This is a genomic window from Micromonospora aridisoli (genome assembly GCF_056150025.1).
The window spans coordinates 205,880-223,663 of the sequence record NZ_JAXCFK010000012.1 but is presented as its reverse complement, the minus strand read 5'-3'; the positions used below and the strand labels follow the sequence as shown (position 1 = coordinate 223,663).

17 protein-coding genes are annotated in these 17,784 nt (G+C 72.3%); 8 read left to right on the top strand and 9 right to left on the bottom strand.

Annotation, left to right across the window (positions count from 1 at the left end):
- Positions 1–743: 743 nt before the first annotated feature.
- Both SM447_RS24170 and SM447_RS24165 read left to right on the top strand, forming a co-directional pair.
- The gene (locus SM447_RS24170) at positions 744–1,235 is read left to right on the top strand and encodes a hypothetical protein (protein ID WP_474575142.1); all 492 of its coding nucleotides are present in this window, start codon (positions 744–746) and stop codon (positions 1,233–1,235) included.
- Positions 1,236–1,433: 198 nt separating this feature from the next.
- Complete coding sequence (locus SM447_RS24165) at positions 1,434–2,039, top strand: class F sortase (RefSeq protein ID WP_474575141.1); 606 nt, start codon at positions 1,434–1,436, stop codon at positions 2,037–2,039.
- On the opposite strand, the gene SM447_RS24160 is transcribed toward SM447_RS24165, so the two are convergent.
- Positions 2,011–2,595: a hypothetical protein gene (locus SM447_RS24160; protein WP_474575140.1), complete on the bottom strand. Its 585-nt coding sequence runs from the start codon at positions 2,593–2,595 to the stop codon at positions 2,011–2,013. The two genes, SM447_RS24165 and SM447_RS24160, sit on opposite strands and share 29 nt — an antisense overlap.
- Before the next feature lie 68 nt (positions 2,596–2,663).
- Here SM447_RS24160 and SM447_RS24155 point away from each other — a divergent pair, with 68 nt between their 5' ends.
- Positions 2,664–3,083: a YchJ family protein gene (locus tag SM447_RS24155; RefSeq protein ID WP_474575139.1), complete on the top strand. Its 420-nt coding sequence runs from the start codon at positions 2,664–2,666 to the stop codon at positions 3,081–3,083.
- A gap of 6 nt (positions 3,084–3,089) precedes the next feature.
- Here SM447_RS24155 and SM447_RS24150 read toward each other — a convergent pair whose 3' ends face one another.
- The 3 genes from SM447_RS24150 to SM447_RS24140 form a co-directional block, all read right to left on the bottom strand.
- On the bottom strand, positions 3,090–4,430 hold the full coding sequence (locus SM447_RS24150) for an MFS transporter (protein ID WP_474575153.1): 1,341 nt from the start codon (positions 4,428–4,430) through the stop codon (positions 3,090–3,092).
- Positions 4,431–4,631: 201 nt separating this feature from the next.
- The gene (locus SM447_RS24145) at positions 4,632–5,672 is read right to left on the bottom strand and encodes a membrane protein (RefSeq protein ID WP_474575138.1); all 1,041 of its coding nucleotides are present in this window, start codon (positions 5,670–5,672) and stop codon (positions 4,632–4,634) included.
- Between the two features lie 228 nt (positions 5,673–5,900).
- Complete coding sequence (locus SM447_RS24140; protein WP_474575137.1) at positions 5,901–6,581, bottom strand: lytic polysaccharide monooxygenase auxiliary activity family 9 protein; 681 nt, start codon at positions 6,579–6,581, stop codon at positions 5,901–5,903.
- Between the two features lie 388 nt (positions 6,582–6,969).
- On the opposite strand from SM447_RS24140, the gene SM447_RS24135 reads away from it, so the two are divergent.
- Complete coding sequence (locus SM447_RS24135; RefSeq protein WP_474575136.1) at positions 6,970–7,662, top strand: RraA family protein; 693 nt, start codon at positions 6,970–6,972, stop codon at positions 7,660–7,662.
- A gap of 80 nt (positions 7,663–7,742) precedes the next feature.
- Positions 7,743–9,317, top strand: coding sequence for a glutamate synthase-related protein (locus SM447_RS24130; protein WP_474575135.1), 1,575 nt, complete (start codon positions 7,743–7,745; stop codon positions 9,315–9,317).
- A 77-nt stretch (positions 9,318–9,394) separates the two neighbouring features.
- Here SM447_RS24130 and SM447_RS24125 read toward each other — a convergent pair whose 3' ends face one another.
- Both SM447_RS24125 and SM447_RS24120 read right to left on the bottom strand, forming a co-directional pair.
- On the bottom strand, positions 9,395–10,099 hold the full coding sequence (locus SM447_RS24125; protein WP_474575134.1) for a hypothetical protein: 705 nt from the start codon (positions 10,097–10,099) through the stop codon (positions 9,395–9,397).
- A 161-nt stretch (positions 10,100–10,260) separates the two neighbouring features.
- Positions 10,261–11,454 carry a hypothetical protein gene (locus SM447_RS24120; RefSeq protein ID WP_474575133.1) on the bottom strand — a complete coding sequence of 398 codons (1,194 nt, stop codon included), beginning with the start codon at positions 11,452–11,454 and terminating at the stop codon, positions 10,261–10,263.
- A 153-nt stretch (positions 11,455–11,607) separates the two neighbouring features.
- Here SM447_RS24120 and SM447_RS24115 point away from each other — a divergent pair, with 153 nt between their 5' ends.
- From SM447_RS24115 to SM447_RS24105, 3 genes are read left to right on the top strand one after another with little or no spacing between them, the layout of a single operon-like run.
- Complete coding sequence (locus tag SM447_RS24115) at positions 11,608–12,324, top strand: FadR/GntR family transcriptional regulator (RefSeq protein WP_474575132.1); 717 nt, start codon at positions 11,608–11,610, stop codon at positions 12,322–12,324.
- A complete protein-coding gene (locus SM447_RS24110) occupies positions 12,321–13,148 on the top strand; it encodes a sterol desaturase family protein (protein WP_474575131.1) in 828 nt (275 codons plus the stop codon). The genes SM447_RS24115 and SM447_RS24110 overlap by 4 nt, the downstream gene beginning before the upstream one ends.
- On the top strand, positions 13,145–13,816 hold the full coding sequence (locus tag SM447_RS24105) for a lysoplasmalogenase (RefSeq protein WP_474575130.1): 672 nt from the start codon (positions 13,145–13,147) through the stop codon (positions 13,814–13,816). Before SM447_RS24110 ends, SM447_RS24105 begins: the two co-directional genes overlap by 4 nt.
- Here SM447_RS24105 and SM447_RS24100 read toward each other — a convergent pair.
- The 3 genes from SM447_RS24100 to manD form a co-directional block, all read right to left on the bottom strand.
- Entirely contained in the window at positions 13,813–15,642 is a 1,830-nt protein-coding gene (locus SM447_RS24100) for an AMP-dependent synthetase/ligase (protein WP_474575129.1), read from the bottom strand. The genes SM447_RS24105 and SM447_RS24100 overlap by 4 nt on opposite strands.
- 229 nt (positions 15,643–15,871) lie before the next feature.
- Positions 15,872–16,420, bottom strand: a complete 549-nt coding sequence (locus SM447_RS24095; protein WP_474575128.1) for a gluconokinase — start codon at positions 16,418–16,420, stop codon at positions 15,872–15,874.
- On the bottom strand, positions 16,410–17,639 hold the full coding sequence (gene manD, locus SM447_RS24090) for a D-mannonate dehydratase ManD (RefSeq protein ID WP_474575127.1): 1,230 nt from the start codon (positions 17,637–17,639) through the stop codon (positions 16,410–16,412). The genes SM447_RS24095 and manD overlap by 11 nt, the downstream gene beginning before the upstream one ends.
- Between the last annotated feature and the right edge of the window lie 145 nt (positions 17,640–17,784).

Here is a 17,784-nt window from a genome sequence, read left to right as displayed (position 1 = left end):
CCGGCACGCGGGGCAACCGCCACTTCGCGCCGCCGGGACCATGTCCAACGACCGGCGGCCCACCATCATTCCCGGGCCACACCCACCCACCACGCCGGCAGGCGATCTTCCTCGGTCGCTCAGCCATGTCCAACGACCGGCGGCCCACCACCATTCCCGGACCACACCCACCCACCAGCGGCGGCAGGCGATCTTCCACGGTCGCTCACCCGTCAACAACCACCCCGACCCCGCCACCCATTCCACCCCGAGCCCCCAACCGCCCCGCAATCTTGGTCCCAAACCACCCACCGAAGGACGAAACCGCACCCAAGATCCCCACCCGACACCCCACGAAACCGGACACCCGGCGCACCCGGGCGGAGGTCACCCACGACGAGGGTGTGGCCCGCCGCGCCCCGCGCAGGAATCAAGCCTGACCGCCCGGAACCGGGCACGGCGGGCCACACCCCCAACAGCGCCCACAAACGGAGGTCGCCAGACCACACCCCCGACAGCCCCCAAAGCGACACGGCCCCGCCACACCTCCAACTCCGCCAGCAGCCGGGCAGCGGACCCAGATCGCCCTCTGCGGCGACGGCTGCGGCGTCCGGGTGGACACGGGATGGCAACGAGGATTTCTCATTTTCACCGGATCGGGTCCCAAGCCCACCTAGTGTTGGGCACACCGGTGCTAGTCACGGAGTTGGCCACCCGAACGACGTCCCACGCAGTCAGCGGACGAAAAGTGAGGGAAGACGCGTATGAAGGCAACAAGATTTCTCGTACCGGCTGCAGGCGGCATCGCCCTCGGCGCGCTGCTGCTGCCCGGCGCCGCGCTGGCCGACACCACCGTGTCGCCGTCCACCACGCCGGTCGGCGGAACCGTCGTACTGACCGCGACGACCTGCAACCCGAAGTCGGGCGACGCGATCTTCCGCGTCACCGGGCCCGACCGCGACCAGAACGTCCGCTCCACCACCGCCGCCGCGGGTGGCGGGTTGAGCGCCGAACTGTTCACCGCCGGGTTCACCCTCGGCACGTACACGGTGACGGCCACCTGCGGTGACGGCACGCCCGACGGCAGCGCCACCTTCACCGTCACCCCGATCGGCGGTGCCCAGGCGGGAGGCCGTGACGGCGGCGACGGCGCCGGGACGCTGGCCACGGGAGCCACGCTGCTCGTCACCGCGCTCGGCGGTGCCGTCATCCTCGCCCGACGTCGCCGCCACGCCATCACCGCCGCGACGCGCTGACCCGCGGCTCACCCCATCCATCCTGCGACGGGTGCCCGTACCGCTCCACGGTGCGGGCACCCGAGGTGGTTCCGACGGACGCCCCCCGCCGCCGCTTTCCCAGCCCTGTGTCGACGTGCATGGCCGGTCGGCGGGACCGAGGACGGTCGACACCGGCCCTCGCCCGCCGGGCGCGGGCACCGGCGAACGGAGGTTCCCGTGCGGGCGTACCACCTGCAGCGCTTGCTGCTCGCGCTGCTCGCGCTGACCGGTCTCGCGCTGGTCGGCACGGGCGTGGCGCGGCTGCCCGCCCGACCACCGCAGCCGGACGGCGCGGCCGTCCCACACCGGGCGGCGCCCGCGCCGAGCCTGCCGCCGCTGCCCCGGGCCGCACCCGTCGAGGTGCGGATCCCCACCATCGGCGTACGCGCACCGCTCGTTCCCGTCGCCGCCGACGACACCGGAGCGCTGGAGGTGCCGCCCCTGGACCAGCCCGACGTGGCGGGCTGGTACCGGCCCGGGGTCAGTCCGGGCGAGATCGGCAACGCCGTGCTCGTCGGCCACGTGGACTCCCGGACCGGGCCGGCCGTCTTCTTCGACCTGGGGCGACTGCGTCCCGGCGACACCGTCGAGATCGTCCGGACCGACACCCGTACGGTGCGCTTCGCCGTGGACGGCGTCGAGGCGTACCCGAAGGACAGGTTTCCCACCGACCTGGTCTACGGCCCGGGCGAGGCCGCCGGGCTCCGCCTGATCACCTGCGGCGGCCGCTTCGACGGCGAGTACGCCGACAACGTCATCGTCTTCGCCACCCGGGCATCGTGAACCCGCGTTTGACCGTCGGGGCGTCGGGAAGACCCGTCGCCAACGGCAGATCCCGAGGAGCGACGATGGCGCAGGCAGGACGGGCCAGGAAGCGGACCGGGGCGGACAAGGCCCCGCCGCCGCGGAAGGTGGCGGCGAAGAAGGCGGCCACGGCGGCGAAGCGGGCCACCGGAGCCACCGCGGCGAAGACGCCCGACACGAAGCCGACGCCGACGACGTCCCGCGTCGCCCGCAAGAAGGCCGTCTCCGCCACCGCCACCCCGGCCCGCCGGCCCACCGCCAAGGCGACCGCGGCCAAGAAGACCGCTGCGGCCACGAAGGCACCCGCGAAGAAGGCACCCGCCAAGGCACCGGCGAAGGCGTCCGGCGCGACGGCACCGGCCCGGAAGGCCGCGGGTACGAAGCGGACGCCGACGAGGAAGACCTCGGCCACCCAGGCCGCCGCCGCACGGCCGCGCTCCGCCAGCGCACCGCCGGCGAAGCGGGCCACCACGATGGAGTCGTTCGGCAGCCGCCGGGGTGCCCGCGCCGGATCCCGCTGACCGGCTCGGGCCACGGTCCGCGTCGACGCGGGTGGGACGCCCCGACGTCCACGGCCGAGGCGGCGACCGGAAGGATGGCGACGTGGCGAAGCGAGACAGACGACCGGCGCGCGGGGCCGAGGTGTCCGGCACGTGCCCGTGCGGGCAGGGCCTGCCGTACGCGGACTGCTGCGGACGGCTGCACCGGGGCGAGGCCGACGCGCCGACCGCCGAGGCGCTGATGCGGTCCCGGTACGCGGCCTTCGCCGTGGGCGACGCCGACTACCTGCTGCGCAGCTGGCACCCCCGGACCCGGCCACCACGGCTGCACCTCGACCCCGCCCAGCGGTGGACCCGGCTGGAGGTGCTCGGCACTGACGGCGGCGGCCTCTTCGACAGCACCGGCACCGTGGAGTTCCGCGCCCACTACCGCGAGGGACGGGAACCGGGCACGGTGACCGAACGCAGCCGCTTCGTCCGCGAGGACGGCCGATGGGTCTACCTGGACGACGATCCCGGCTGAAGCCGGTCATCCCGTCCGGACCGCCGGCACCGGCGAGGGCGGTCTCCGGTGGGCGGCCGGCCGGGCCGTCAGCAGCGCCGCGATCAGCAGGTACGGCACGGCGGCGACCGCGAACGCCACCGGATTGCCCGCCACGGTGGCGACCAGGCCGTACCCCGCGTACACGACGATGACGGTCAGATCGGTGCCCATGCCGGCGAGCGAGGTGACGGTGGCCCGCCCGGGCCCGGTGATCCGAGCCTGTAGCCGCGCATCGGCCAGCACCGAGGCCAGTTGAAGGCCGCAGAACGCCACCGCCACCAGGCCGAAGCCGGCCGGATGACCGACCAGCGCGCCGCCGGCCAGGGCCAGCGCCGAGCCGGCCAGCAGGAGCGCGTACCCACGACGGCCGAGCCGCTGCCCGGCGGGAGCGAGCAGGCCCCCGAGGATCTGCCCGATGGTGACGATCAGGAGCAGCAGCGGCACCGTGGCCAGCGCGACTCCGGTGTCGCGGGCCAGCAGTGGGGTGTACTCGTCCAGCGCTCCCCAGACGGCCGTGACCGTGGCGACGAGCAGCACGGCCCCGCGTACCGCCCGGTCGTCCCGGGCCTCGGTTACTCCCGCCCGCAGCCCGTCCCACCAGCCCGGCTCGCCGCTGTTCGGACCGGGGTCCGCGACGGCGTCCGCGGGCCGGCCCCCGACGGTGCGCGCCGTGCCACCCCCGACGGTGCTCTCCGCCGTGGCACCCTCGACCGAGGAGGCCGCGCCGCCCGGGTCGGCGTTGCGGGCAGCCGTGCGGCGGTGTTCGGGAAGGCGGAGAGCGACAGTGGCGGCGAGCAGGCAGGCCGCGACGCTGGCCGCGCCGACCGCAGGGAAGCCGCCGAGGCCGAGCACCGGGGCGGCCAGCACGATCGATCCCAACACCCCGACGGTGCCGGCGGTACGCGCCCGACCGATGACGCGGGCGTACCGGTCGGCGGCGCCGAGGCGGTCGAGTTCGTCGAAGACCAGGGCCTCCGTCGCGCCGGAGGCGAGCGCGCCGCCGGCTCCCCAGAGGACGAACCCGGCGGCGAACGCCGAATAGGACGGTGCCAGGGTCCAGAGCGCGAATCCGGCGGCGGTGCACAGGGGCGCTAGGCAGAGCATCCGACGGCGGGAGGTCACATCGGCCCAGGCGCCGGAGGGAACCTCCAGCACGATGCCGGCCAGCGACCAGATGACGAACAGCGAGGAGATTTGTCCCACCGACAGGCCGGTGTCGGCGAAGAGCAGCGCATACGCCGGATAGAGCAGGACCAGGTCGGTGAGGAACGCGTACGCGTAGAGCGTGCCGGCCAGGCGACGGACACGCGGCGAGGTCGGGGTCATCGGGGCCTTTCGGGTGGGACGGGTCACGGACGCCGGTGTCGGTGTCCGTGGCGGCCCACGGCCTCGGATGACGGATCAATGTCGCCAGGTCATGGTGGTGATGTTAGCGCCTCCCCCGGCGGCCCAAGCCGGTGCGGCGGACGCGACCGGAAGGCCGGGGGCGGAACGGGACCGCCCTCGGCCCCGTTCCGCCCCGGTGTTTCAGCGCTGCTCCCCGGTCCTCGGCAACACGATGGTGGAGTCGGCGTCGTCGCGCTGCGCCGGCACCTGCGGCGCGTTCGAGGAGACCACCTGGGTGGCGTCCGGGTCGCTCTCGCCCGCCGGCGGCGTGGTCGGATCCTGGCGCGGCAGCGGCGTGGTGGGGTCGGAGTCGATGCCGGGTCCGGTGACGACCTGGGTCGCCTCCGGGTCGTCGCCTGCGGAGGTGCGGGTGGCCGGTTCTCCGTCCACCGGCCCGAGAGTGCTGGGCGCGGCCGGGGCCGGCGCGTACGTGGGTGCGGAGGCCGGGGTGGCGGGGTCGGCGAGACGCTCGTCGGTGTCGCGGCGGCCGGCGGAGTAGGCGCGGGCGTGCTCGGCGATGGTCCGCGACTCCTGCTCGGCGCGGGCCAGCCAGGACTCCCACCGACTCTGCATCGGACGCACCAGGCCCCCACCGACGCCGACCACGAGGATGCCGCCGACGGTGGCCAGCACCGCGATCAGGACCGGCGTGGTCACCGCCGTGGCGACACCGATCTGGTTGAGCGCGGCGATGATGCCGAGACCGAGGATGAACGCCGACGCGACGGTGGCCAGCAGCCGGCCGTACGACAGTCCGCCGAGGGCGCCGGAGATGATGTCCCGCACCGCGCTGGCGATGGCGGCGGCGACGACCACGATGACGATCGCGACGAAGGCGCGGGGCAGCCAGGCGATGACCCCGCCGATCAGGTCGGAGATCGGGTTCGGTCCCCAGACGCCGAAGGCCAGGTAGAGGGTGAGCAGCAGGATCCCGTAGTAGGCGAGCCGGGCGACGATGTCACTGGCGTCGTAACGGGATCGGGCCAGGGCCCGACGGATGCCGCCGCGCTCGACCGCGCGGTCGAATCCGACCCGTTCGAGCAGCCGGTTCACCAGCTTCAGGGCGGCCTTGGCGATCAGCCAGCCGACCACCAGGATCGCCACGAAGGCGAGGGCCTTGGGCAGGAAGAGAAGTATCGAGCGGAGGGTGTCCCCCACCGCGTCACCGAAGTCGTCTCGCATCGGATGGTCCTCCACAGGGGGCGGGTGTCTCGTCCGGGCCGACCTACCCGTCGGGCGGCGGACGGAAACCCGGCCCACCGGGCGGGCAGGCGCACCGGCTCCGGCTGCTCACGGTCCGTCGCCCCGGAGGACGGTGCGACGGTCTCCGCGTAGGTGACCGACAGACCGCTCCGACCCAGGCCGGTCGGGCCTGGGTCGGAGCGGTGATACCGATGTCGACCTTGACGATCAGACGAAGTTCACGTCACTGCACCACATGTAGGCCTGGTCGAGGTGCGAAGCCTGCCAGATGACGAAGACGATGTGGCGTCCGGTGTAGCCGGAGGTCGAGACGTTGAACGAGATGTTCTGCGCCGGAGCGTACCTGCCGGTCTGCGTGATGAAGTCGAGGTTGCCCCACCCGAGACGCTGGGTGGTGGGGTCGAACCCCTGCTTGCTGACGTAGACGCGGAAGTAGTCGGCGCCGTGGCTCGCCTGGTCGTACAGCTGGACCGTGAAGTTGCGGCTGACGTTGGTCGCCCGCCACGCGCCGGGCTGGTTCAGGCTGTCGTTCCTGGACAGGCCGTTGCTGCACAGCTGCCCGTCCGGGGTGCGGGCCTGGAAGTTACCGCCGAGACCGTCCCGCAGCGCGCTCATCCAGTTCCACATGGTGTCCGGGTTCGCCTGGAACGCCCGGTAGCACATGGGGTCCTGTTGCTGCATGGCCGGGTTCGTGTGCTGGCTACCCCAGCTCTGCCAGCACTGGTAGGCGCGCGAAGCCGGGTTGATGATGGTGCCGTGGGCCTGGGCCGGGCTGCTCCAGGGCAGCACGCCGACCACCATCGCGAACAGCACGGCGAGCACCCGAAGGGGCTGGCGGACGGCTGACCGGGACGCCCCGCCGGACTGATCGGGCCTGCGTAGACGCATGGTGCATCCTCCGTTTTGTCGGTGATGTCGGTGTGGGAGCGCTTCCAACGACAGACAAGCATCGAGTCGGATGAATGTCAACATTGATCTTATTTGATAGCAGTGTGTGCCGAGTTGGTCCGAGTCGTCGCGAAGGGCGGCAATGCGGCATCTACCTGGGGCGATGGACCGCGCCGGAGCCCGGAGAGTCAGCCGATCGACGTCCGGGATCGAAACTTTCGGCCGTTGACGAACCGCGTCCTCTGACGCTGCGGCCGACCGGATCGACCACCTGTTCGGGGAGATCGCCGGGGGGACGGAACCAGCGGCGGCGGATTGGACCTGGCTCGGCTTCGGGTCGCCGCTCCTACGATGGCGGGCCGGCATCGTCGTGGAAAGGACGGACGGAATGATCGACCGATTCGCCGAACTGTCCACGCCCCTGGTGGCCGACGCCTGCGTACGCCTGGGGGTGCCGCCCCGCGCCGCGCCGGTGGGCGTCCGGCCGGTCCGCGACGGACAGCGGGTGGCCGGACGGGTGCTGCCGGTTCGGCACCACGGCAGCGTGGACGTGTTCCTGGAGGCGTACGGCCGGGCCGCCGCCGGTGACGTGCTCGTGATCGACAACGAGGGGCGCGTGGACGAGGCGTGCGTGGGAGACCTGGCGGTACTGGAGGCGGTCGCGGTCGGACTCTCCGGTGTGGTGGTCTGGGGGCTGCACCGGGACACCCCGGAGCTGGTCGACATCGACCTGCCGGTGTTCAGCTACGGCGCGTGTCCGCTCGGCCCACTGCGACTCGACGGGCGAGGGCCGGAGACGCTGACCAGCGCGCGCTTCGGCCCGCACCTGGTGGACTCCACCGATGTGGTGCTCGCCGACGACGACGGGGTGCTCTTCGTCGCCGCCGACCAGGTCGGGCAGGTGCTCGACACGGCGGCGCGGATCGGGCGTACCGAGCGGGAGCAGGCTCGCCGGATCCGGGCCGGCGAGACGCTACGCGACCAGACCGGCTTCGCCGACTATCTGGCCGCCCGGGCGGCCGACCCGTCGCTGACCTTCCGGCAGCATCTGCGCCGGATGGGCGGAGCCATCGAGGAGTAGGTCGCCGCCGACCTGCCATGCCGGGCCTGAGCTGCGCGTCTGGACGTTTGACCGAGGCCGGCGACGGAAAGTGTGGCGGGATGAGATGGGCCCGTCACGCCGTACCCGCCGCCGTCACCGCCCTCGCCGCGCTCGCCGCCCGTGACCTGCTGCAGCGCGAGCACGCGCTGAGACGCAACTTCCCGCTCCTGGGTCGCGCCCGCTACCTGCTCGAATCGCTCGGGCCGGAGCTGAGGCAGTACATCGTGGCCGGCAACAACGAGGAACGTCCGTTCACCCGGGACCAGCGTCGCTGGGTGTACGCCTCGGCGAAGCGACAGAACAACTACTTCGGGTTCGGCACCGACAACGACATCGAGTACACCCCGGGCTACCCGGTGATCAAGCACCGCACCTTCGGGCGGGCGGTGCCCGCGTCAACCCCGACGATCGGCCACGAGGTGCGGCTGCCCTCGGCGAAGGTGCTCGGGGCCGCCCGCAGGCGCACCCACGCGTTCCGGCCCGAATCGGTGGTGACCATCTCGGGGATGAGCTTCGGCTCGCTGTCCGGTCCCGCGGTCGAGGCGCTGAACCGTGGCGCGGCGATCGCCGGCTGTCTGCACAACACCGGCGAGGGCGGGCTGTCGCCGTACCACCGCCATGGTGGAGAACTGATCCTGCAGATCGGCACCGCGTACTTCGGCTGCCGCGACGAGCGAGGCCGCTTCGACCTGGCCCGCCTCAAGGACGTGGTGGCCAGCGCCCCGGTGCGGGCGCTGGAGATCAAACTCAGCCAGGGTGCCAAGCCCAGCCTGGGCGGCCTGCTACCGGCGGCGAAGGTCTCCGCGGAGATCGCCGCGACCCGCGGGATCCCGGTGGGGCAGGACTGCGTCAGCCCGTCGCGGCACGCGGAGTTCTCCGACTGCGACAGCCTGCTCGACTGGGTGGAACTCCTGGCCGCCGAGACCGGTCTGCCGGTCGGCATCAAGTCCGCCGTGGGCGACCTCGACTTCTGGACCGAGCTGGCCGACCTGATGCGCGACACCGGCCGGGGAGTCGACTTCGTCACCGTCGACGGCGGCGAGGGCGGTACCGGCGCCGCGCCGCTGATCTTCACCGACTCCGTGTCGTTGCCGTTCCAACAGGGCTTCGCCCGGATCTACCCCATCTTCGCCGAACGTGACCTGCACGAGCAGGTCGTCTTCATCGGCTCCGGCAAGCTCGGCCTGCCCGACAACGCGGTGGTCGCCTTCGCGCTCGGTTGCGACATGGTGGCCGTCGGCCGGGAGGCGATGCTGGCGATCGGCTGCATCCAGGCGCAGAAGTGCCACGCCGACACCTGCCCCACCGGGGTGGCCACCCAGAACGCCTGGCTGACCCGAGGGCTGGACCCGACGTCGAAGGCCGTGCGGGCGGCACACTACGTGAAGACCCTGCGGCGGGACCTGACGAAGGTCGCCGAGGCATGCGGGGTCGAGCACCCCGGCCTGATCGACACCGACGCCGTCGAGATTCTCGGCGGGCGGACCAGCGCCAGCCCGCTGCGCGAGGTGTACGGGTACCAGCCCGGCTGGGGCCTGCCCTCGGCGGCCGACCGCAAGGCGATTGTGGAGCTGATGTCCGGCGAGGCCACCCAGGGTGGCAGCGCTCCCCCGTCACCGACCGCCCAGCGCTGAGCCCGCGGCCGGGCCGTCCGGGCGCTCCCCGAACCGGAGTTCGCGAGACGCCCGACGGCCCGGCGACACGCCAGCGGTCACCGGCAGACCGGGACACCTGCCACGGCCTCGGTCACCGTCAGCGACCGGGCCGGTTCCGGGGCTCCGGCGGGATCCGACCGAGGCATCGAAGGATCGGACCGGAAGAGCCGGACCGACGGCACCGGTCGCCAGAGGAGGTGTACCGCGGACCCGTCGGGCCGCGAGACGCGGTGCCGTGCGCGGTAGCCGAACCGGTGGTGGAGGTGCAGGTCGTCGTCGCCGTGCACTTCTGTGTACGTGGGCAGGCCGAGGTTGTCCATCCACCGGTGGCTGCCGGCGAGGACCGCCGCGGCCTGTCGGGCCCGGTCCGCGTCCGGTGGTGCGGCGAGGAACGCCAGGTGGTTGTGGGCCTCGACGGGACGCCGGTTGGTGAGGATGTGATCGAGACGACGGAAGCGGACGGCATGTTCGCCGCTGCCGTCGTCGAGTCGCTCGTCGTAGCGTGGCGGCGGTGGGATCGGGCGGTACCGGTGGAACCAGACGGTCGCGGCGGTGCCATCCTTGAGCAGGAACGCGTCGCCGAACAGCAGGGCGTGCTCGATCCAGATCCGGGCCACGGCGGCGATCACGGCGGGTCGCCGCCGCTGGTCGGGCACGAGCCACGCGCCGAGGGACGTCGGGACGATCGTGGCGGTGACGAGGTCGACGAGCCAGTCGAGGTCGCACCATCGGGCGCGGTTGACCGGCAGGGTGACGTGCATGGCAGCTCCTGGTGAGGCGTGAGGTCGGCAAGACGGGGTTCGGCCGGCACCGCGCGGACGAGCGCGGCCGAGGCCGATGACGGTCGCGGGGTACGGCGGTCAGGCGTCGCGCCGCACGGCCCTGACCGGCGTGGCGGCGCGGATGGCGCTTTCCGCTCCGGTCAGGCCGGCCGGCTGCGTGGGCGTGGCGATCGGGAGCGCCGCAGCCGGGCACGCGCCGGGCGGCTCACCCGGCTGCTGACCGGCGGCGGCGTCCAGCCGGCCGCACCGGTGTCGACCGGGCCGCTGTGCGAGGTACAGGCCTGGTCGGCGCCGCTCGTGCCGGGAGCCGGGGACAGCGGCGGCTCGCCCGGTGTGCGCCCGGCCCGCCGCTTCCGCTCGTGCTGTCCTTCGTCGACGATCCGTTCGGGGCTCTGCGGCCGCGACGCTGTCGAGGGTTCCGAGCCGTGGCGGATTACGCCGTGGGCCGAGCGGGCCGACCGGCGGTTGTCCGTGCCGAGGCCGGCAAGGCCCGGCAGGCTCGGTGCCGCCGGCTCGGCTCCCGGCGGCGCGGCGGGATCCGGATCGGGTTCGGGAGCGGGGTCCATCGGCGTCGGGGCCGGCGCGGGCTGCGGCAGGCCGACGACGGGTTCCAGGACGTCGAGTACCGGTGCCAACAGGTCGAGGATCGGCGCCCAGTCCAGCAGCGGAGGGTCCAGGCCGGCCACGATGGAGTCGAGCAGTGGCGGATCGGGCTCCAGGAGCTGCTCGAGCACGGCGATCAGCGGCTCCGCGAGCGGTCCCGCGGCGGCGACCCGAGCGGCCACCTCGTCGCGTACCGCTTCGGGCAGCGGCGCGATCAGCCGCGCCACCAACTCCGCCGATCGGTTGTCGACGCTGCTCGGAGGAGGCGGCGATCCGGCCGCGCGGTCCGCCGGCGGCGGGTCGCCGGCCCGGTCCGGAGCGGCCGGTGGCGACGCCGGCCCGGTCGGAGCCGGGTTCGACCGAGCCGGGTCGGCGGGCGGCGTCATCTGTCCGGCGGGCGGTGCCGCACCCACCGGCGGCGCGCCGGCAGGTGGCGGCGGAGCGTCCGGTGGTCCGGCATCGGTGGGGGGCGTGGTCTGATCCCCCGGCTCCGCCGGTGGTGACTGGTCGGGTGATGACGTCGACCCCTGCGGCTCCGGGGCGAGCAGGCCGCGGACCAGGTCGGCGGCCCGGGTGGCCGGTGCGTCCCGGGTGGCGACGGGCGGGTCGTCGGCGGCGTGGGCGACATCCGGAGAGGCGACGTCGTAGGCACACCACGCCACGCCGGCAGCCACGATCAGGAGGCCCAGTCGTAACGCCGCGCCAACGAGGCCACGCCGTCGTCTCGTCACCGGCGCCTCCCATGCCCGACCGCCACTCACCGCGAAGGCACCCTAACTCACCGCAATGCCCAGGTCACCAGCCTACGGGCGTGTCGGATCGATGCGACCGATACTGGTCCAACCAGTTGACGAGTTGATGTGCGCTGGGCCACACTGCCGGTCATGGCATTCGTCCCCGTCACCCGGGCCTCCGTCTCCGACCTCGTCTTCGGACAGTTGCGCGACGCCATCGTCAGCGGCACCTATCGCACCGACGACAGCCTGCCGGGCGAGCGCGAGCTGGCCGCGACCTTCCAGGTGAACCGGCACGCGGTACGCGAGGCACTACGCCGGTTGCAGCAGCTCGGCCTGGTCCGGGTCAGCCAGGGCGGGGCGACCCGGGTGCTGGACTGGCGGGTGCACGCCGGCCTGGACCTCGCAATGTCCCTGGTGCAGTCCGGCGACGTCCTGCCGGTTGCCACCCTGGTTCGCGACATGATGGACATGCGGGCCTGCATCGGGGTGGACGCGGCCCGGCTCTGCGCCCGCCGCGCCGACGAGGCGGCACGGCGTCGGATCGTGCACGCGGTCGAGGAGTTCGCCGCCCTCGCCCCCGACCTGACGGCCATGGGTGAGGCCAACATCGGGGTGTGGCGGCTCATCCTGGACGGCTGCGGTAACACCGCGTACCTGCTGGCTTTCAACAGTCTGGTGGCCGGTGCCCTGGCGGTGGCCGAGGTGCCGCCGCAGCGGCGCGCCACCGAACTTCTCGACGTCACCGGGCACCGCCGGCTGGCCGAGGCCATCGCCGACGGCCGGGACACCGACGCCGTCGAACAGGCCCGGTCCCTGCTCACCGCCGCACTCACCGCCCCGACCAGAAAGGACAGCCGGGCATGATCCCCGCCGTGCTCTACGCCATCCCCGCGTTCCTGCTGCTCATCATCGTCGAGGCGTTGTCCTACCGGTTCGCGCCCGACGACGCCGAGCGCGGCTACGAGGCCCGCGACACCGCCACCAGCCTGACCATGGGCGCCGGCAGTCAGGTCATCGGCGTGCCGTGGAAGCTGCTCACGATCGGTCTGTACGCCGCCGCGTACACCATCTCACCGTTCAGTCTCTCCCCCGGCGACTGGTGGGTGTGGGTGCTGTTGTTCTTCGCCGACGACTTCGCCTACTACTGGTTCCACCGGGCGCACCACGAGGTCCGGCTGCTGTGGGCGGGACACGTGGTGCACCACTCCAGCGTGTTCTTCAACTTCTCCACGGCGCTGCGGCAGAGTTGGACGCCGATGACGTCGCTGCCGTTCTGGCTCGGTCTGGCCCTGCTCGGCATTCCACCGTGGATGATCTTCCTACAGCAGTCGATCAGCCTGCTCTACCAGTTCTTCCTGCACACCGAGCGGATCAACGTGCTGCCACGACCGATCGAGTTTCTCTTCAACACCCCGTCGCACCACCGGGTGCACCACGGCTCGAACGCCGAGTACCTGGACCGCAACTACGGCGGCATCCTGATCATCTGGGACCGGCTCTTCGGCAGCTTCCAGGCCGAGAGCGAGGCGGTCCGGTACGGCCTGACCAAGAACATCGGCACCTACAACCCGCTGCGGGTGGCGACGCACGAGTACGCGGCGATCGCGCGGGACCTGCGTACCGCCAGGTCGTGGCGGGAGCGGCTCGGCTACCTGCTGGGCCGCCCCGGCTGGCAGCCGGCCCGGTGAAGCCCGCATCCGACACCGGCCCGGCGAGGCGACCGGCCGGCGTACCGAACCAGCGCCCGGAGCGCGACGCGACGCTGCTGTGGGTGTTCGCCGCCGTGGCCGCCGTCGAACTGATCGCCGTCGCCACCGACGTGCGCGCGGTGCAGTGGTTGGCCAAGCCGCTCTTGGCGCCGCTGCTGCTGGCCTGGCTCTGGCGGGTCCGCGCGGCGGGTGCCCCGGTCACCGTCGGGCTGCTCCTCGCCACCGCCGGGGACGTCGCGCTGCTGCTGCCGTCGGACGCCGCGTTCCTGGTCGGGATGGGCTGCTTCCTCGGCACGCAGCTGGCGTTCATCACCGCGTTCGTCGGTCACCGCTGGCCCCGACCGGTGGCGGTGGCCGGGTATCTGGCGCTGTGGGCAGCGGCGAACGCGTTGCTCTGGCCCCGGCTGGGCGAGCTGCGGCTGCCGGTGCTCGGGTACAGCCTCGCGTTGAGCGTGATGGCGGCGACCGCGACCGCGCTCGGCCGGCGGGTCGCTCTCGGCGGCGCGTTGTTCCTCTTCTCGGACCTGCTGATCGGCCTTGGTGCGGCTGGGACGACGATGCCCGGTCAGGGTGTGCTGGTGATGGCGACCTACAGCGCCGCGCTATTCATGATCACCACTGGCTGGGCGGCGGCGTCGCGACGCTAGTGCCCCTCATAGAGGGCGGCCACCTCGTCGGCGAAGTGGTCCTGCACGGCCTCCCGTTTGATCTTGAGGGTGGGGGTGAGTTCCCCGTCGGCCTCGGTGAGGTCGCGGTGCAGGATCCGGAAGGTCTTGACCTGCTCGGCCCGGGAGACGCTCCGGTTCGCCCGATCGATGGCGGTCTGAATCTCCGCACGCAGTTGCGGGCTGTCCCGCAACGCGGACACCGACGCCCCGGAATGCCCGTGCTGCTCCCGCCAACGCGTCCACGCCTGCGGATCGACGGTAACCAGTGCGGCCACGTACGGACGGCCGTCGGCGACGAGCATCACCTGGCTGACCAGCGGATGTGCCCGGATGCGCTCCTCGATCGGCGCGGGCGCGAGGTTCTTGCCCGCGGCCGTGACCATGATCTCCTTCGTCCGGCCGGTGATCCGCAGGAAGCCGTCGTCGTCGAGTGCGCCCAGGTCGCCGGTGCGCAGCCAGCCGTCGTCGGTCAGCGCCTCCCGGGTGGCCTCCGGGTTGTTCCAGTAGCCACCGAACACCACCTCGCCACGGGCGTGGATCTCGCCGTCGTCGGCGATCCGGATGCGCACACCCGGCAGGGGTCGCCCGACCGTGCCGATCCGAATCGCCGTCGGCAGGTTCGCGGTCAGCGCCGGAGAGGTCTCGGTCAACCCGTACCCCTCCAGCACCGTGATGCCGGCACCCCGGAAGAAGTGGCCCAGCCGCTCCCCCATCGGCGCGCCGCCGACGATGGCCATCCGGCACCGTCCGCCGAGCGCGGCGCGCAGCCGACGGTACGCGGCCAGGTCGAACACCAGGTGCGCCAGGCGCAGCAGTACGCCGGGCCCGCTCGGGGTGTCCAACGCGCGGCTGTACCGCACGGCCGCCCGCTCGGCGAGACCGAACAGCCACCCCCGGTGCGCGTCCTCGGCGGTGTGCCGGGCCTGGTCGTGCATCTTCTCGAACATCCGGGGCACGGCCAGGATGAAGGTGGGCCGGAACCGGCGCAGCTGGTCGAGTACGCCGGAGAGGTCGGCGCTGTGCACCATCGTGGCGCGGGTGTGCACCATACCGACCTGGATCAACCGGGCGAAGGCGTGTGCCAGCGGCAGGAACAGCACCGTCAACGCGCCCGGATGCAGCAGTTCGGGCAGCACGGCGGTGGCGTTGCCGATGTCGGCGGACAGGTTGTGGTGGGCCAGCACGCAGCCCTTGGGCGGTCCGGTGGTGCCGCTGGTGTAGACGATGGTGGCGATGTCGGCGCCCTTCACGGCGGCTCGACGGGCCTCCACCTCGGCGGCGTCGACGGCTCGGCCCCGCGCCACCAGCTCGATGAGGTCGCCGGCGTCGATGCGCCACGTCTGCCGCAACTCGGGCAGCTCCGGCTTCAGCTCGGCCACGCTGGCGGCATGGTCGGCGGTCTCCAGCACGCACCCGACAGCACCCGAGTCACCGAGCATCCAGCGGATCTGCTCCGTGCTGGAGGTGTCGTAGATCGGCACCGTCACCGCGCCGATCGACCAGAGGGCGTAGTCGACGAGCGTCCACTCGTACCGGGTCCGGCTGAGCAGCCCCACCCGATCGCCGTGTGCGATCCCCGCGGCGAGGAAGCCACGGGCCACCGCCAGCACGTCGTCGCGGAACTGCCGGCAGGTCACCGGCAGGGCGCCACCACGTCCGGAGCGGCGCACCGGCCACGACCGGGGATCGGGTTCGGGCCGGACGAACTGCACCGCGTCCGGATCCTCGGTTGCGTTGCGCCACACCTGCTCCGCCAGGCCGGCATCGTCGGCACTGACGATCGGCTCGACCGCTGTCTCCCGCACGCTCGCCACCCGCCGTCGGTCTCCGCACCCCTGCGGCTCGATGGTGGCCCCCCACCCCCCGCCGTACCCCCAAAACCCCCAAACCCGCCCCCCACCCCACCCCCCGTGCTACCCCCACCCCGCCCCCGCCCGCCGATCTTGCACTTTCGGTCGCCTACGTGTCCCCCTGCGAGGCCTTTGCGGGGACAGAAGTTGCAAGATCGACGCGGACCCGGGGCGGGGGTGGGGGTTAGGGGTGGGGTGGGACGGGGGTGGGGTGGCGGGGGAGGTTTAGCTGGTTCGCGGCGGTGGTGATCAGCGCGTCGGTGGTGAGTCGCAGGTCGAGCACGAGGCCCCGCTCATCGGGGCGGAGCGGCTCCAGGGTGGCGGTCTGCGAGTCGAGCAGGCTCGCCGGCATGTAGTGGCCCGCCCGCAGCGTCAACCGCTCCCGGATCACCTCGGTCGGCCCGGCCAGGTGCACGAAGTCCACCTCCGGTGGACCCTGCCGGAGCACCTCCCGGTACGAGTGCTTGAGCGCCGAGCAGGCCAGCACCGTCGACACACCCTCCCGATGCCGGGCGGCCATCCAGTCGGCCAGGGCGCGCAGCCACGGCCAGCGGGCCGCGTCGTCCAGGGGTACGCCGGCCCGCATCCGGGTCACGTTCGCCGCCGAGTGGAACTCGTCGGCCTCGGCGAACACCAGCCCGGTCAGCGCGGCGACCCCCCGCGCCACGGTCGTCTTTCCGGCTCCGGAGACGCCCATCACCACCACGTGCCGGGTCGACTGGTCACCAGTCATGGACGGTGCCGTCCTGGAGTCGGTTGAACGGCAGGTACGCCGGCTGGTACGGGAAACGGGCGGCCGCCTCCTCGTCCAGCTCGACACCGAGACCCGGCTGCTCACCCGGGTGCAGGTAACCGTCGGTGAAGGTGAACGACTGACGGAACACCTCGTTGGTGAGGTCGCCGTGGCGCATGTACTCCTGGATGCCGAAGTTGTGGATGGCCAGGTCGAGGTGGAGCGCGGCGGCCATGCCGACCGGCGAGATGTCGGTCGGGCCGTGGATGCCGGACTTGATCTGGTACTGCGCGGCGAAGTCGAGCAGCTTGCGCATCGCGGTGATGCCGCCGGTGTGGGTGACCGCCGAGCGTACGTAGTCGATCAGCTGTTCCCGGATCAGCGTCTGGTAGTCCCAGACGGTGTTGAAGACCTCGCCGATCGCCAGCGGCGTGGTGGTGTGCTGGCGGACCAGCCGCAGCGCCTCCTGGTTCTCTGCCGGGGTGCAGTCCTCCAACCAGAACAGGTCGTACGGTTCGAGGGCCTTGCCCAGCTTCGCGGCCTGGATCGGGGTCATCCGGTGGTGCCCGTCGTGCAGCAGCGGCAGTTCGGGCCCGAACTCGTTGCGTACCGCCTCGAAGACGCCGGGCAGGTGACGCAGGTACGCGCGGGTGTCCCAGTCCTCCTCGGCCGGCAGCGGGGTGCGCTGCGCCGGCTCGTAGTCGTAGCGCTTGCCGTCGGCGCTGGGCTGGGTGGCCACGCCGTACACGGCGTTGATGCCGGGCACGGAGGTCTGCACCCGGATCGACCGGAAGCCGAGTTCGAGGTGCGACCGGATGGAGTCGAACAGCTCCGGCAGGTCGCGGCCGGAGGCGTGGCCGTACGCCATGATGCCGGTGCGCGACGCGCCGCCGAGCAACTGGTAGAGCGGCATCCCCGCGGCCTTGGCCTTGATGTCCCAGAGCGCGACGTCGACCGCGGCGATGGCGGCCATGGTGACCGGCCCGCGTCGCCAGTAGGCCGAGCGGTACAGGAACTGCCAGGCGTCCTCGATGCGGTGCGCGTCGCGCCCGAGCAGCAGCGGCACCACGTGGTCACGCAGGTACGAGGCGACGGAGAGTTCACGTCCGTTGAGCGTACCGTCACCGAGACCGGTCAGGCCGTCCTCTGTGGTGATCTTCAGTGTGACGAAGTTGCGGTCCGGACTGGAGACGATGACGTCGGCGGCCACGATCTTCACGAGGGGTGCCTTTCTCGCGCGGGAACGTACTCGGCGGAGGGTGCCACCGGCGGCGCTGCCGTTGGCCGCTCGGTCAGGTCGGCGAGGTACTTGTTGAATCCGTTCAATTGCGAGATGCTAGGCCGAAAAAGCAGACTTATTCAAG

What these genes read in the sequence shown, in the direction of transcription:
- SM447_RS24170 (WP_474575142.1), top strand. Translation starts at nt 744, where the DNA reads ATGAAGGCAACAAGATTTCTCGTACCGGCTGCAGGCGGCATCGCCCTC.
- SM447_RS24150 (WP_474575153.1), bottom strand. Translation starts at nt 4,430, where the DNA reads ATGACCCCGACCTCGCCGCGTGTCCGTCGCCTGGCCGGCACGCTCTAC.
- SM447_RS24145 (WP_474575138.1), bottom strand. Translation starts at nt 5,672, where the DNA reads ATGCGAGACGACTTCGGTGACGCGGTGGGGGACACCCTCCGCTCGATA.
- SM447_RS24140 (WP_474575137.1), bottom strand. Translation starts at nt 6,581, where the DNA reads ATGCGTCTACGCAGGCCCGATCAGTCCGGCGGGGCGTCCCGGTCAGCC.
- SM447_RS24135 (WP_474575136.1), top strand. Translation starts at nt 6,970, where the DNA reads ATGATCGACCGATTCGCCGAACTGTCCACGCCCCTGGTGGCCGACGCC.
- SM447_RS24130 (WP_474575135.1), top strand. Translation starts at nt 7,743, where the DNA reads ATGAGATGGGCCCGTCACGCCGTACCCGCCGCCGTCACCGCCCTCGCC.
- SM447_RS24125 (WP_474575134.1), bottom strand. Translation starts at nt 10,099, where the DNA reads ATGCACGTCACCCTGCCGGTCAACCGCGCCCGATGGTGCGACCTCGAC.
- SM447_RS24115 (WP_474575132.1), top strand. Translation starts at nt 11,608, where the DNA reads ATGGCATTCGTCCCCGTCACCCGGGCCTCCGTCTCCGACCTCGTCTTC.
- SM447_RS24110 (WP_474575131.1), top strand. Translation starts at nt 12,321, where the DNA reads ATGATCCCCGCCGTGCTCTACGCCATCCCCGCGTTCCTGCTGCTCATC.
- SM447_RS24095 (WP_474575128.1), bottom strand. Translation starts at nt 16,420, where the DNA reads ATGACTGGTGACCAGTCGACCCGGCACGTGGTGGTGATGGGCGTCTCC.